The organism is Cellulosimicrobium sp. RS, assembly GCF_046159675.1.
In the GTDB taxonomy this organism is placed as follows: domain Bacteria; phylum Actinomycetota; class Actinomycetes; order Actinomycetales; family Cellulomonadaceae; genus Cellulosimicrobium; species Cellulosimicrobium funkei.
Window position 1 is genome coordinate 43,531 of record NZ_JBJXVU010000015.1, and the last position, 13,642, is coordinate 57,172.

13 protein-coding genes are annotated in these 13,642 nt (G+C 76.2%); 3 read left to right on the top strand and 10 right to left on the bottom strand.

The window, feature by feature from the left end; genetic code table 11:
- Positions 1–59: 59 nt before the first annotated feature.
- The 8 genes from ACI769_RS18875 to ACI769_RS18910 form a co-directional block, all read right to left on the bottom strand.
- Positions 60–578, bottom strand: coding sequence for a DUF3180 domain-containing protein (locus ACI769_RS18875; protein ID WP_021483259.1), 519 nt, complete (start codon positions 576–578; stop codon positions 60–62).
- Positions 578–3,211, bottom strand: a complete 2,634-nt coding sequence (gene folK / locus ACI769_RS18880; protein ID WP_409142098.1) for a 2-amino-4-hydroxy-6-hydroxymethyldihydropteridine diphosphokinase — start codon at positions 3,209–3,211, stop codon at positions 578–580. The genes ACI769_RS18875 and folK overlap by 1 nt, the downstream gene beginning before the upstream one ends.
- Positions 3,212–3,331: 120 nt before the next feature.
- Entirely contained in the window at positions 3,332–4,219 is an 888-nt protein-coding gene (folP, locus tag ACI769_RS18885; RefSeq protein WP_144681046.1) for a dihydropteroate synthase, read from the bottom strand.
- 64 nt (positions 4,220–4,283) lie between these two features.
- On the bottom strand, positions 4,284–4,937 hold the full coding sequence (gene folE, locus ACI769_RS18890) for a GTP cyclohydrolase I FolE (RefSeq protein WP_051876749.1): 654 nt from the start codon (positions 4,935–4,937) through the stop codon (positions 4,284–4,286).
- The gene (gene ftsH / locus ACI769_RS18895; RefSeq protein WP_043659730.1) at positions 4,937–7,039 is read right to left on the bottom strand and encodes an ATP-dependent zinc metalloprotease FtsH; all 2,103 of its coding nucleotides are present in this window, start codon (positions 7,037–7,039) and stop codon (positions 4,937–4,939) included. Before ftsH ends, folE begins: the two co-directional genes overlap by 1 nt.
- 178 nt (positions 7,040–7,217) lie before the next feature.
- The gene (hpt, locus tag ACI769_RS18900) at positions 7,218–7,772 is read right to left on the bottom strand and encodes a hypoxanthine phosphoribosyltransferase (protein WP_021479810.1); all 555 of its coding nucleotides are present in this window, start codon (positions 7,770–7,772) and stop codon (positions 7,218–7,220) included.
- 5 nt (positions 7,773–7,777) lie between these two features.
- Positions 7,778–8,878 (bottom strand): tRNA lysidine(34) synthetase TilS, encoded by a 1,101-nt coding sequence (gene tilS, locus ACI769_RS18905; RefSeq protein ID WP_137281519.1) that lies wholly within the window; start codon positions 8,876–8,878, stop codon positions 7,778–7,780.
- Between the two features lie 3 nt (positions 8,879–8,881).
- Complete coding sequence (locus ACI769_RS18910; RefSeq protein ID WP_232322706.1) at positions 8,882–10,009, bottom strand: zinc-dependent metalloprotease; 1,128 nt, start codon at positions 10,007–10,009, stop codon at positions 8,882–8,884.
- Positions 10,010–10,094: 85 nt separating this feature from the next.
- Between ACI769_RS18910 and vapB the strand changes: the two genes are divergently transcribed.
- Together vapB and ACI769_RS18920 are read left to right on the top strand one after the other, a co-directional pair.
- The gene (gene vapB, locus ACI769_RS18915) at positions 10,095–10,328 is read left to right on the top strand and encodes a type II toxin-antitoxin system VapB family antitoxin (RefSeq protein ID WP_021482085.1); all 234 of its coding nucleotides are present in this window, start codon (positions 10,095–10,097) and stop codon (positions 10,326–10,328) included.
- On the top strand, positions 10,325–10,747 hold the full coding sequence (locus tag ACI769_RS18920; RefSeq protein WP_034655167.1) for a type II toxin-antitoxin system VapC family toxin: 423 nt from the start codon (positions 10,325–10,327) through the stop codon (positions 10,745–10,747). The genes vapB and ACI769_RS18920 overlap by 4 nt, the downstream gene beginning before the upstream one ends.
- Before the next feature lie 34 nt (positions 10,748–10,781).
- On the opposite strand, the gene dacB is transcribed toward ACI769_RS18920, so the two are convergent.
- On the bottom strand, positions 10,782–12,194 hold the full coding sequence (dacB, locus tag ACI769_RS18925) for a D-alanyl-D-alanine carboxypeptidase/D-alanyl-D-alanine-endopeptidase (RefSeq protein WP_409142099.1): 1,413 nt from the start codon (positions 12,192–12,194) through the stop codon (positions 10,782–10,784).
- Between the two features lie 259 nt (positions 12,195–12,453).
- Between dacB and ACI769_RS18930 the strand changes: the two genes are divergently transcribed.
- Positions 12,454–12,957 carry an inorganic diphosphatase gene (locus ACI769_RS18930; protein ID WP_034655165.1) on the top strand — a complete coding sequence of 168 codons (504 nt, stop codon included), beginning with the start codon at positions 12,454–12,456 and terminating at the stop codon, positions 12,955–12,957.
- Positions 12,958–13,026: 69 nt separating this feature from the next.
- Here ACI769_RS18930 and ACI769_RS18935 read toward each other — a convergent pair.
- Positions 13,027–13,642 (bottom strand): C40 family peptidase (locus ACI769_RS18935; protein WP_409142100.1); only part of this gene is annotated, 616 nt, incomplete at its 5' end.

Sequence of the window (13,642 nt, forward strand, 5' to 3'; positions counted from 1 at the left end):
TCTCCCATCCCGTCCCGGTGCGGACCGGGTCGTGCACAGGCCGGGGCGGAGGGCGCGTCTCAGGCGGGCGTGCCCGCGCCCGGAGTCTCCGGGTCCTCGCGCGTCACCGAGCCCTCGCGGCCCTCCCGGCCCTCGCCGCGGTCGTCGGGCGGGAGCTGGCAGAACCGCTCGGCAACGAGCCCGACGACGGCCAGCACCACCGCGCACGCGGCGGCCACCCCGGCCGCGAGGGCCCGGTCGCGGAACGCGTCGATCGAGAGGTCGGGCAGGGCGGCGAGCACCTGCGCGCCGTACCAGCCCGTCAGGAGTGCGCCCGTCAGCGCGGCCGCCTTCGCGAGGACGAACGTGCGCGCCGCCCGGATCGCGTCGAGCGACGGACGCTTGCCCTGCTGGTACGCGCGCACGGTCCAGCCCGCCCAGAAGACGGCTGCCGCGAGCGCGAGGACGGTGACGTCCACGATCCACGGCACCGCCGGCAGGAGCGTGCCGCGGCTCTGGAGCAGGCGCACGACGAACCACCCGCCGACGGCGGTCGCGACCGCCACGAGCAGCAGGGTGCGGACAGAGGTGCGCCGCATCAGCGCTCGTCGTCGCGACCGTCGCCGGACACCGGCCCGAACGGCGGCCACGGGTCGTTCGCCGGGAGCCCCGCGTCCGCGAGCGGGCCGGGGGCGGACGCCGGTCCGCCGCCCGAGACCGGCGGGAACGGCACCGACCGGATGATGTCGTCACCGGACGACGCGGCGTCCGCGGGCGGCTGCGGGTGCGCGGGCTGCGCGACCGGCTGCTGCGGCGCCGTCGGCACGGGCTCGGGCGCGTGGACCGGCGGGAAGACCGGGTGCGCGGGTGCGCCGTGCTCGGGGAAGCGCGCCGCGTCCTGAGCCGGGGCGGGCCCGGCGTCCGGGGCGTGCCCGGCGTCGGGCGACGACGGCACGGGGTGCGACGGCGGCCGGTTCGACGGCCCGGGGAACGGGGTGACGGGGACGCCCGCGTCCTCGCGCGGGTCGAACGAGCCGTCGGGGACGATCGGCGGGGCCGCCCCCTCGGGCGCGACGCCCTCGGAGACGGGCGCGAAGACCGGCCGTGCCGGGAGCGCCTCGCTCGGCGTCACGGTCTGCGGGAGACCGGCCGGCTGCGGCACGACCGCGGGCTGCGGCGGGGCGGCCGGGGGCGCGGGCTCCGGTGCGGGCGGCTGCGGCGGCTCCGCCTGCTGGACGTGCGGCGGCTGCTGCGGGACGGGCTGCTGCGGAGCCGCGGGCTGCTGCGCGAGGGGCTCCTGCGCGAGCGGCTGCTGCGGCGCCGGGTGCGGCTCGTGCGGCGGCACGGGCTGCTGCGGTGCCGACTGCTGCGGTGCCGGGTGCTGCGGTGCCGGCGCGCCGTCGGAGGCGGGCACGCCGCCGCCGGGCGTCGCGGGACCGTCGTACGGGGCGGCGACGGGACCGGTGTGCGCCTGCTGGTAGGGGTCGGGCACGTCGACGGGCGCGGGCGGCGGCGCGGCGTCCGTGCTGCCCGTGGTGACGGGCACGGCGCCCGTCGGGTCGGGAGCAGGGTCCGTCAGCCAGTCGAGCGCGAGCCACCGGATGCCCCCGCGGTCGGGCGCGGTCGCCGCGAGGGCCGCGACGGGGCCGCCCCCGAGGCCCGGGAGCACCGCGTCCGGGTCGATCTGCGACCACGGCTCGAGCACGAACGCCCGCTCGTGCGCGCGGGGGTGCGGCAGCTCCAGGTCGTCGGCGACGGCCGTCAGCGTGCCGTAGACGATGAGGTCGACGTCGAGCGTGCGGGGGCCCCAGCGCTCGTCGCGCACCCGGCCGTGCGCCTGCTCGACCGCCTGGCACGCGTGCAGCAGGTCGCGCGCCGACAGGCGCGTGCGCGCGAGGAGGACGGTGTTGAGGTAGTCCGGCTGGTCGGGGCCACCCACGGCCTCCGTCCGGGCCAGCGGCGAGACCTCCGTGATCTCGAGACCGGAGATCCGGTCGAGGTCCGTGATCGCGTCGCGCAGCGTCTGCTGGGCGTCGCCGAGGTTCGCGCCCAGCGCGAGCACGACCTCGACGAACCCGGCGGGCACGTCGTCCATCCGGTCGTGCTCGACGGGCGCGGCCACCTCCGCGGCGTCGTGCGCCCCGCCGGGGGCCTCGTCGTGCGCCGGGACGGGCTCGGCCGCGGCGCCGTACGGCAGGGGCTCGGCCTCGGGGGCGGCGTGCTCGACGGGCGCGGCGTCGCCGGGGACGGTCTGCTGCTCGCCCGACGGCGTGCCGGGCGCGACGGGCGGCGCGCCGTGGTGCAGCACGTGCTCGGCGGGGCCGGCCGCGGGGACCGACCCCGCGACGAGCTCGTCGTACGACGCCGCCTGCTGCGGGTGCGGTGCCGCGTCGTCGTGCGCGGGCTCGCCGACGTCGTCGTGCGCAGGCTCCGCGTACGGCGCCTCCCCGTACGGGGCCTCGCCGTGCGGTGCCTCCGCGGGGGTCTGCTGCTCGCCGCGGGCGTCGCCGGGGACGGCGGCGTCCCGGACGGCGGGAGCCTCGCGGGTCGCGTCGAGCGCGTCCTCCGGGGAGCCGGCCGCCGTCGCACCGGACTCGGCCGCGGTGCGCGCGTCCTCGACCGGGGCACCGGCCGAGCCCGGGAGGATGCTGGGCGGCATGACCTCGGGCGCGGGGGCGAGCGGGGCCCGGTCGTCGGGCGCGGGGACCTCACCGACGCCGTGGATGAGCGCGGGGGCGACCGACCCGACGGGGATCGGCCCGACGGGCTGCGCGTCGCGCGACCCCTGCTCCCCGCGGCGCGACAGCGGCGCGACGACGGGGACGACCACGCGGTCGCGACGGATGACGACCTCGACGTCCTCGAACGGGACCGTGATCGGCGCCTGCGGCTTGTGCACCGCGACGTCGACCGCGACGACGTCGTCGTGCGTGAGGATCGTCGCGGCGATGCGCTCGGCGACGGTCTCGACGAGGTCGGCGGGCGAGCCGGCGAGGACGGCGACGACGTCCTCGGCGACGCCCGCGTAGCTGACGGTCCGGGACAGGTCGTCGCCGCTCGCGGCCGCGCGCGTGTCCAGGTGGAGCACGACGTCGGCCCGGAAGAGCTGGCCCTGCGCCTTCTCGTGCTCGAAGACGCCGTGGTGGCCCGTCGCGCTCAGGCCCGTGAGGCGGATCCGGTCGAACGGCCGTCCGTCCGCGTCGAGGACCGCTCCTGCGAACGCTGTGGTCACGTCGTGCTCCCGTCCGGTGCTGCGTCGTCGCCCGCCGGGGCGGGTCGTCGTCACCGTGTCTCGTTGCGTGTGTCGTGCTGCGCCGGGCCGCCCGCGCCGTGGGGCCCCTCGCCCATCCTGCTAGGTCGTGGGCCGCGCCGTCGAGTCGCTCCCGGCCCTCGGTCGGTCCGCCGGCTGCGCCGCGCCGCCGTCCGCGGGCCGCACGACCTCGTCGCGGGCCCGGCCCCAGGCGGCGGCGACCCGCACCGCGTCGGCGGACGCCCGGACCGCGTGGACCCGCACGCACCACGCGCCCGACGCCGCGGCGAGGGTCGTGACCGCGGCGGTCGCGTCGTCGCGCAGGAGCGGCGGGACGGGCCGGCCGTCGGAGCGCGCGAGGAGGTGCCCGAGGAACCGCTTGCGGGACGCGCCCACGAGGACGGGCAGGCCCAGCGCCTCGAGCTCGCGCAGGCGGGCGAGCAGCGGCCAGTTCGACGACCCGGCCTTCGAGAAGCCGAGACCCGGGTCGAGCACGACCTGCTCGCGCCGTACGCCCGCCGCGAGGAGCACGTCCACGCGCGCGGCCAGCTCGTCGCGCACGTCCGTGACGACGTCGTCGTAGTCCTCGAGGTCGTCCATGACGTCCGCGTGCCCGCGCCAGTGCATGCAGACGTAGGCGACGCCCGTGCGCGCGACGACGTCGGCCATCGCCGGGTCGGCGAGACCGCCGGAGACGTCGTTGACGAGCCGGGCGCCCGCCGCGACTGCGCGCTCCGCGACGACCGCGCGCGTCGTGTCGACGCTGACGACAGCCCCCTCGGCCGCGAGCGCGGAGATCACGGGGAGCACCCGCGCGAGCTCCGCCTCGACGGGCACCCGGCCCGCCCCGGGGCGGGTCGACTCCCCGCCGACGTCGAGGATGTCCGCACCCTCGCCCAGCAGCTCGCGCCCGTGGGCGATCGCGGCGTCCGGCTCGAACCACTCGCCGCCGTCGGAGAACGAGTCGGGCGTGACGTTGACGACGCCCATGACGAGCGTGCGGCCGACGTTCGCGAGCTCCTCGAGCCCCGCGACCACGAACCGGTCCACGGGCCTAGCGCCCCAGGATGAGGCTCATCGCCTCGGCCCGCGTCGCGCCGTCGCGCATCTGGCCCCGCACCGCCGACGTGACGGTGCGCGCGCCGGGCTTGCGCACGCCGCGCATCGACATGCACAGGTGCTCGCACTCGACGACGACGATCGCACCGCGGGGCTTGAGGTGCTCCACGAGCGCGTCCGCGACCTGGGACGTGAGCCGCTCCTGCACCTGCGGGCGGCGCGCGTACACCTCGACGAGGCGCGCGAGCTTCGACAGGCCCGTGATGCGGCCGTCCACGTTGGGGATGTACCCCACGTGCGCGACGCCGTGGAAGGGCACGAGGTGGTGCTCGCACGTCGAGTACACCTCGATGTCCTTGACGAGCACCATCTCCTCGTGGCCGAGGTCGAAGGTCGTCGTCAGGACGTCCGCGGCCTCCTGGCGCAGGCCCGCGAAGATCTCGCGGTACGCGCGCGCCACGCGGGCCGGCGTCTCGCGCAGCCCTTCGCGGTCCGGGTCCTCGCCGACGGCGAGCAGCAGCTCGCGGACGGCGGCCTCCGCGCGGTCCTGGTCGTACGGCGGGACGTCCGCGGGGGCGCGCAGGCCCTCCGCCGACCGGGCCGGGGTGATCGCGCCCGTGCCCGCCGAGGCGCCCGTGGGGGTGCCCATCAGTCCTGCCCCGGCTCGCGCACGTCCGTGACGTCCGTGGTGGTGTCGCGGCCGAGCGCGCGGTCGAGCGGGCTGTCCGCGGGCACCTCGCCGATCCGCTCCGGGGGGAGCTCGTCGTTCGCGGCCGCGGCCTCGTCCTGCGGGATCACGGGCGCGCCGTTCTGCGCCGCCTTCTCGGCGTCGGTGAGCACGGGCCCGCGCTGGGAGACGGCCCGCTGCTCGCTCGAGAGCCAGACGTCGCGCGGGGCGCGCTTCTCGACCGGGGAGAACACGCGCGCGAGCTCGGCCTGGTTCAGCGTCTCCTTCTCGAGGAGCTCGAGCACGAGGGCGTCGAGCACGTCGCGGTACTGCGTGAGCACCTCCCACGCCTCGTCGTGCGCGGCCTCGACGAGCTTGCGGACCTCGTGGTCCACCGTGCCCGCGACCGACTCCGAGTAGTCGCGCTGGTGGCCCATGTCGCGGCCGAGGAACGGCTCGCCCGAGCCGGAGCCGAGCTTGATCGCGCCGACGCGCTCGCTCATGCCGTACTCGGTGACCATCTTGCGCGCGATCGCGGTCGCCTTCTCGATGTCGTTCGAGGCGCCCGTCGTGGGGTCGTGGAAGACGAGCTCCTCGGCGACGCGACCGCCCATCGCGTACGCGAGCTGGTCGAGCAGCTCGTTGCGCGTCGTGGAGTACTTGTCCTCGGTCGGCATGACCATCGTGTACCCGAGCGCCCGGCCGCGCGGGAGGATCGTCACCTTCGTGACGGGGTCCGTGTAGCGCATGGCCGCCGCGACGAGGGCGTGGCCGCCCTCGTGGTACGCGGTGATCTTCTGCTCCTTGACGTTCATGACGCGCGTGCGCTTCTGCGGACCGGCGATCACGCGGTCGATCGCCTCGTCGAGCGCCCGGTCGTCGATGAGCTGCGCCCCGCTGCGGGCGGTGAGGAGCGCCGCCTCGTTGAGCACGTTCGCGAGGTCGGCACCGGTGAAGCCGGGCGTGCGACGCGCGACGGCCGCCAGGTCGATCTCCGGGACGATCGGCTTGCCCGCCGCGTGCACCCGCAGGATCGCCTCGCGACCCTTGAGGTCGGGCGCCTCGACCGCGATCTGGCGGTCGAAGCGGCCCGGGCGCAGGAGCGCCGGGTCGAGGATGTCGGGGCGGTTGGTCGCGGCGATGAGGATGACGTTCGTCTTGACGTCGAAGCCGTCCATCTCCACGAGGAGCTGGTTGAGCGTCTGCTCGCGCTCGTCGTGGCCGCCGCCCATGCCGGCGCCGCGGTGGCGGCCGACGGCGTCGATCTCGTCGACGAAGATGATCGCGGGCGAGTTCTCCTTGGCCTGGTTGAACAGGTCGCGGACGCGGCTCGCGCCCACGCCGACGAACATCTCGACGAAGTCCGAGCCGGAGATCGAGTAGAACGGCACGCCCGCCTCGCCGGCGACGGCGCGGGCGAGCAGCGTCTTGCCCGTGCCGGGAGGGCCGTAGAGCAGGACGCCCTTGGGGATCTTGGCGCCGACGGCCTGGAACTTCTCGGAGTCGGAGAGGAACTCCTTGATCTCGTGGAGCTCCTCGACCGCCTCGTCGGCGCCCGCGACGTCCGCGAACGTCACCTGCGGGGTGTCCTTCGAGACGAGCTTGGCGCGCGACTTGCCGAAGCCCATGACGCGCGAGCCGCCGCCCTGCATGCGCGACAGCAGGAACCAGAACAGCACGCCGATGATGAGGAACGGGATGAGCAGCCCGAGCAGCGAGGACCAGAACGAGGGTTGCGCGACCTCGGAGTTGTACCCGTCCTTCGGCTCCGCGGCGACGACGGCGTCGACGACCGCCTCGCCCTGCGGCTGGACGTAGTAGAACTCGACGTTCTTGCCCTTGTTCTCCTCGGTGTCCGTGCCCTCGTCGGCCACGTAGTCCTCGGACAGCGTGAGACGCACGCGCTGGTCGCCGTCCACGATGAGCGCCTGCTCGACCGTGTCGCCCGAGAGCAGCTCGAGGCCCGCGGACGTGTCGATGCGCTGGACCGTAGGGCGCGACAACGTCGCGAACGCGATCCACAGGATCACGAGGCCCAGGACGATCCAGACGATCGGCCCACTGAGAATCTTCTTGATGTTCATCGGCGACGGGGCGTGCGCCCCGGATCCCTCCGCTCGCGCAAGTGTTCGGGCTCGAAACTACACTCTGGACCTTGGCGCCTGCTGGGGATCTTCCCTCTGTTCGCCCAGGGCGTGGTCCGTACTTCCTGAGCAGCTCCCTGGGCGGTCCGGGCGGGCTCGTGGCCCGCCGCCGCCCGGCTCAGCTCGAGTAGACGTGCGGCGCGAGCGTCCCGACGAACGGCAGGTTGCGGTACTTCTCCGCGTAGTCGAGGCCGTAGCCGACGACGAACTCGTTGGGGATGTCGAAGCCGACGTAGCGCACGTCGACCTCGGTCTTCGCCGCGTCGGGCTTGCGGAGCATCGCCGCGATCTCGACCGACGCCGGCCCGCGCGAGCGGAGGTTCGACAGCAGCCACGAGAGCGTGAGGCCCGAGTCGATGATGTCCTCGACGATGAGCACGTTGCGGCCGGTGAGGTCGGCGTCGAGGTCCTTGAGGATGCGCACGACGCCCGACGACTTGGTGCCCGAGCCGTACGACGACACGGCCATCCAGTCCATCTCGACGTGGCTGTGCAGGCGGCGCGCCAGGTCCGCCATGACCATGACGGCGCCCTTGAGCACGCCGACGAGCAGGAGGTCCTTGCCCGCGTAGTCACGGTCGATCTGCGCGGCGATCTCGTCGAGCCGCGCACCGAGCTGGTCCTCGGTGAGCAGGATGTTCTCGAGGTCGCCTGCGACGTCCGATGCTTCCACGGGGGTCACTCCTGAGCTGGGGGGAGGGGGGAGGTGCCGGCCCGGCGCGTTGGTCCCGGGCCCAGGGAAAGCCTGCCACACGCGCGCGACGCCCTGCGGTCGCCCGGGAGGTGCACCGGGCCTTGGCCGCGCCACGCGGTGACGAGCGCGTCGAGCGCGTCGACGTGGACGGCGAACAGGTCGCTCCCCGGGCACCCCGCGCGCAGCGCCGCGGACCGCAGCGCCCGACGCCGCAGCGCCGGGTGCGCGGCGGCGAGCGGGCCGACGTCGAGCACGACCGTCGCGCGGGGCGACGCTCCCCCGCCGCGGCCGGGGGCCGCGCCGGGGCCGGGGTCCGCGCCGGAGGCGGGGTCCGCGCCGGGTGGGACGAGCGCCGCGGCGAGGAGGTCGGCCGCGAGCGCGTCGAGGAGGTCGGCGTCGTCCCGCAGGAGGTCGGCGCTGCGCGCGAGCGCCGGCACCGCGCCCGGGCCGAGGACCTCGACGAGCGCCGGCACGACCCGTCCGCGGACCTGCGAGCGCAGCGGCGGGCCCGTGTTCGTGGGGTCGTCCCACCAGTCGAGCCCGAGCGTGCGGCACACCGCCTCGGTCTGCGTGCGCCGCAGGGCGAGGAACGGGCGCCGGTACGCCCCGCGCCGCGGCGCCATGCCGGCGAGCGAGCGCGCCCCCGCCCCGCGGGCGAGGCCGAGCAGCACCGTCTCGGCCTGGTCGTCGAGCGTGTGGCCCAGGAGCACCGCGCCGGCGCCGTGGGCCGCCGCGGCGTCGTCGAGCGCGGCGTACCGGGCCGTCCGGGCGTGGGCCTCCGGGCCGTCGCCCGCCGTCGGGACGACGACGCGGCGCACCTCCACCGGGTCGAGCCCCAGGTCGCGGCACCGCTCGGCGGCGGCCGCCGCGACGGCGGCGCTGCCGTCCTGGAGCCCGTGGTCCACGACGACGGCGCCCGCCCGCAGCCCGAGGCGCGGCGCCACGAACGCCGTGGCGGCCGCGAGTGCCGTCGAGTCGGCGCCGCCGGAACAGGCGACGAGCACCGTCGCCCCTGCGGGAAGGTCCGCGAGCGCGCCGCGCACGGCGTGGCGCGCGGCGGCGACGACCGGCGCCGGACCGCCCACGGCTCAGCCGTGCACGCGGCGCACCCAGGCGCGCGCGTCGGCGATCTCACGGGCCGTGGGCAGGTTCTCCGGGGAGGCCCACACGGCGTTGAAGCCGTCGCGCCCGACGTCCTTCTCGACCGCGCGGACGAACGCCGCCCCGTCGCGGTACTGGGCGATCTTGGCGTCCATGCCGAGCAGGCGCCGCAGCACGACGTCGAGGCCGGAGCTGCCCTCGCCGTCGCGCCGCGCGTCGAACTTGCGCCGGATGCTGCGCACGGTGCGCACGGTGCGGGGCCCGACGGCGTCCATGGCGACGTCCGCGTGGCCTTCCAGGAGCGCCATGACGGCCGTGACGTCGGCGAGCCGGTCCTGCTCCTCGGGCGTGAGGAGGCCGTCGAGGAGGGTCGTGCCCTCGCCGCGCACCGCGTGCAGGACGGCGCGCCCCACCGCGACGAGCTTGTCGCGCAGGCGGGCCTCGGCGAGGCGTCGCGACGACGCGGAGAGCTCGGTGAGGAGGTCGCCCGCGCGCGTGCGCAGGTGGTCCGCGAGCCACGGCGCCGCCGCGAACTGGAGGGCGTGCGTCTGCTCGTGCAGGCACACCCAGAGGCGGAAGTCGGCGGGCCGCAGGTCGAGCGCGCGCTCGACCTGGAGCACGTTGGGCGCGACGAGCACGAGCCGGCCGGGGCCCGCCCCTGCCGCGGCCTGCCCGCTGTACGGGTCGAACTGTCCGAGGACGCGGCTCGAGAGGACCGCGAGGACCGAGCCGACCTGCGCCGCGCCGACGAGGGCGGTCGCCTGCGGCACGCGCCCGCTCTCCCCCACGAGCGCCTCGGTGACGCCCGTGGTGAGCGACGCCATGATCTCGGTGTTGGCGCGCGCCCAGCGGGGCCGGTCCACGACGTGCACCGTGCCCAGCGTCTCCGGGGTCCCCGCGACGGGCGTCATGCGGGTCACGTCGAGCACGTGCGGGACGGCCTCCCCCGCCGCGGTGCGCAGCCCCTCGACGAGGTCGGCCAGCTCGGCGCGCGACGCCTGGGGCCCCGGGCGCGCGAGGCGCCCGGCGATCTGCGCGGCGGCGGACCAGTCGACGACCGACCGGTCGCCGCGCGACGGGCCGTGGGGTCGGCCGTCCTGCTCGACGAGAGTCACCGGCCCACGGTAACCCGCTCGCCCGGCCGACGGGTTCGAGGACGCCCGGAGGATATACTCTCGGGATATACGACGGGAGGTCGGCATGGTGCGCACGACGGTGTTCCGCAGCAACCGGACGCAGGCGGTCCGGCTGCCCAAGGCGGTCGCGCTGCCCGACGACGTCCGGGAGGTGGACGTCCGGGCCGTCGGCCGGTCACGGGTCATCACCCCGGCCGGCTCCGGGTGGGACGAGTGGTTCGAGCACGGCCTGCGCGTCGGTCCCGGCTTCCTCGCCGACCGTGACCAGGGCACCGCGGACGAGCGCGAGGCCCTGTGAGCACCCTCTACCTGCTGGACACGAACGTGCTCGTCGCCCTCCTCCGCGGGCACGGCGCGGCCGCGCGGCCGAGGCTGCGCGAGGCAGAGGGGCGCGTCGCGGTCTCGACCGTGAGCGAGATGGAGCTGGAGTACGGCGTGGAGCGCTCGCAGGACCCGGCCCGCAACCGTCAGGCGGTCGACGAGCTGCTGTCGCTCGTCGACGTGCTGCCCTTCGACAGCCTGGCGGCGATGCACGCCGGCAGGGTCCGCGCCGTCCTCGCGGCCCGCGGCACCCCTGTCGGCCCGTACGACGCGCTCCTCGCCGGGCACGCCCGGTCGCTCGGGCTCGTGCTGGTGACGAACGACGTCCGCGAGTTCTCCCGCGTGCCCGGCCTGGAGGTCGAGGACTGGCTGGCGGACGCGACGCACGGCCCCTGAACCGGGAGCCCTCCCCCAGAGGTGGCACGGCCCGTCAGGCGCTGCAGCCGCACTCCGCGAGCGACGCGACGAAGTCGTCGAAGATCAGGCGCGCGCCGTAGGTGCCGCCGTCCGGGACGGCGTCGGCCATGAGGGAGAACACGAGGAGGCGGTCGTCCGCGGTGACGACCGTCCCGGCGAGCGACGTGACGTTCGGCAGGCTGCCGGTCTTCGCGCGCACGACGCCGCGGCCCGCGTTGGCGAGGTAGCGCTCGTCGAGCGTCCCGGACAGCCCCGCGACGGGCAGGCCCACCGCGCCGGGCCGCAGCCGGGGGTGCGCGGGGTCGGCCAGGAGGCCCACGACCTCGTCGAGCTGCGCAGGCGTGACGACGGATCCGTCGCCGAGCCCGGACAGGTCCGCGAGCGTCGCGCCCGTGAGGTCGACGCCGAGGCCCTCGACCGCCGCCCGCACGGCCTGGGTCGCGCCGGCACCCGAGCCGGGCAGGCCCGCGTCGAGCGCGACGACCCGGCCGACGACCTCGGTGATCGTGTTGTCCGAGTGCTGGAGCAGGTACGCGACGACGTCGCCGAGCGGGGCGGACTCCACCTCGCCCACCGTGCGCCCCTCGCTCGGCGCCGGGGCTCGCACGACGTCCCCGGAGACGGTGACGCCCTCCTGCGCGAGCGCGGCCACGAACGCCTCGGCTGCGGCGAGGGCCGGGTCCTCGGCGCGCGGCGCGTACTCCTCGTCGGTGAGGCGCGCGATGTTCACCGCGAGCGCTGCGACGGGCGCGACGTAGCCGTTGCGCACGCTGGCCGGGTCGACGGTCGGCGCGACCCCGGGCCCGGTGAACAACGTGTCGTCGAGGCGCAGCGAGATCGTCGTGCGTCCCGTCAGCCGCAGCTCGCCCGCGACCTGCGCGGCCAGGTCGCCGAGCCCGGCCCGGCCGTTGACCGCCGTCGGGTCCCCGGCACCCGCCGCGAGCATCATGTCGCCCCCGCCCACGAGGTACACCGTCTCCTGCCCCTCGAGGACGGCTCGGGTGGGCAGCGTGGTGTGCGCTCCCGGCGAGGTGAGCGCCGCCGCGGCGGTGAACGTCTTGAGGGTCGACGCCGGGACGTGCCCCACGCTCTCGCCGGCGGCCCCCAGCACCTCGCCCGTCACCGCGTCGGTCACGAGGACGCCCACGCGCGGGCCGAGCCGCGTGTCCGCGACGAGCCCGTCCACGAGGGCCTGCACCGCGCCGGTCGCGGGGACGGGCGCCGCGTCGTCGAGCGCCGGCAGCTCCACCTCGAGCGGGGGCGCGGCGGCCGCGCCCGGCGCCTGCGGGAACGGCGGCGGCTCGGGGACGGGCGGCTCGAGCGTCAGCACGCCGGGGACGACGTCGTACGCGTCCGCCACGGCGTACCCGCCCGCGAGCGCGAGCACCACGCCGACGGCCACGCCCGTGCGCGTCGCCCAGCCCATACCTCTCCCTCGGTCCGCCCCGGTCACCGGGGCGTGTCGTCCGCCCGCCCGTCCCGACCGGTCGCCGGTCGTCCGACCCGCCCCGGGGCCGCGGGCACGTGCGCATTATCACTCACGGCGTCGCCCGCCCAGGGCCGTACGGACTCTTGTGGGCGGACGTCCCGTGTCACACTAGTTCCCGCACGACGGCGTCGTCCGTCGATCATCCGACACCAGCCACCGCCCGAGCGCCGCGGTGCCGGTACGACTGGAGGAAGCAGTGGAGTTCGACGTCACGATCGAGATCCCCAAGGGGCAGCGCAACAAGTACGAGGTGGACCACGCGACCGGTCGCATCCGCCTCGACCGCATGCTCTTCACCTCGACCCGCTACCCCGACGACTACGGGTTCATCGAGGGGACGCTCGGCGAGGACGGCGACCCGCTGGACGCCCTCGTGCTGCTCGAGGAGCCCACGTTCCCGGGCTGCCTGATCCGCTGCCGCGCGCTCGGCATGTTCCGCATGCGTGACGAGGCCGGCGGCGACGACAAGGTGCTGTGCGTCCCGACGGGCGACCAGCGTGCCGCGTGGCGCCAGGACATCGACGACGTGTCCGACTTCCACCGCCTGGAGATCCAGCACTTCTTCGAGGTCTACAAGGACCTCGAGCCCGGCAAGTCCGTCGAGGGCGCCCACTGGGTCGGCCGCGCCGACGCCGAGGCCGAGATCGAGCGCTCCCTGCAGCGCGCCATCGACTCCGGGTACCACACGCCGGGCCACTGACCGGCTCGTCCTCCCGTACGACGGCGGCCGTCCACCTCACGAGGTGGGCGGCCGCCGTCGTGCGTCGGGCTACGGTCGGCCCGCGTACGGCATCGCGTCGGCCCAGCGCATCGCGACCTCGTGCACGGGGCTGCCGGGCTGCCGCGCCTCGATCATCATCCCGCCGCCGGTGTACATCGCGACGTGGCGGATGGTCGACGGGTTCGACGTGTCGTTGGCGTAGAAGATGAGGTCGCCCGGGCGGAGGCGGTCGTAGGAGATCTTCTGCACGCGCTGGTACTGCGAGCGCGACGTCCGGGTGATGTCGACGCCCGCGGCGGCCCACGCGCGGGACGTGAGGCCCGAGCAGTCGTAGCCCGGCCCGGTGCCGCCGAACACGTACGGCGCGCCGATCTTCGTGCGCGCCCACGCGACGGCGGCCTGGCCCTGGGCGCCGTTCCCCACGCCCGTGCCGGGCGGCGGCGTGACGACGGGCGGCGGGGCAGGAGTGGGCTGAGGCGCCGGAGCCGGGGCAGGCGCTGGGGCCGGAGCCGGGGCGGGAGCGGGAGCGGGAGCCGGTGCGGGGGCAGGAGCCGGAGCCGGGTTCGGCGCGGCCGGGGCGGACGGCGCGGCCGGGGCGGACGGCGCGGCCGGGGCGGCCGGGGCGGACGGCGCCGCCGCCGGCGTCCCCGCAGCGGGCGGTGCA

Coding starts and splice junctions, on each gene's coding strand:
- ACI769_RS18875 (WP_021483259.1), bottom strand. CDS start 578: ATGCGGCGCACCTCTGTCCGCACCCTGCTGCTCGTGGCGGTCGCGACC.
- folP (WP_144681046.1), bottom strand. CDS start 4,219: ATGGGCGTCGTCAACGTCACGCCCGACTCGTTCTCCGACGGCGGCGAG.
- folE (WP_051876749.1), bottom strand. CDS start 4,937: ATGGGCACCCCCACGGGCGCCTCGGCGGGCACGGGCGCGATCACCCCG.
- ftsH (WP_043659730.1), bottom strand. CDS start 7,039: ATGAACATCAAGAAGATTCTCAGTGGGCCGATCGTCTGGATCGTCCTG.
- vapB (WP_021482085.1), top strand. CDS start 10,095: ATGGTGCGCACGACGGTGTTCCGCAGCAACCGGACGCAGGCGGTCCGG.
- dacB (WP_409142099.1), bottom strand. CDS start 12,194: ATGGGCTGGGCGACGCGCACGGGCGTGGCCGTCGGCGTGGTGCTCGCG.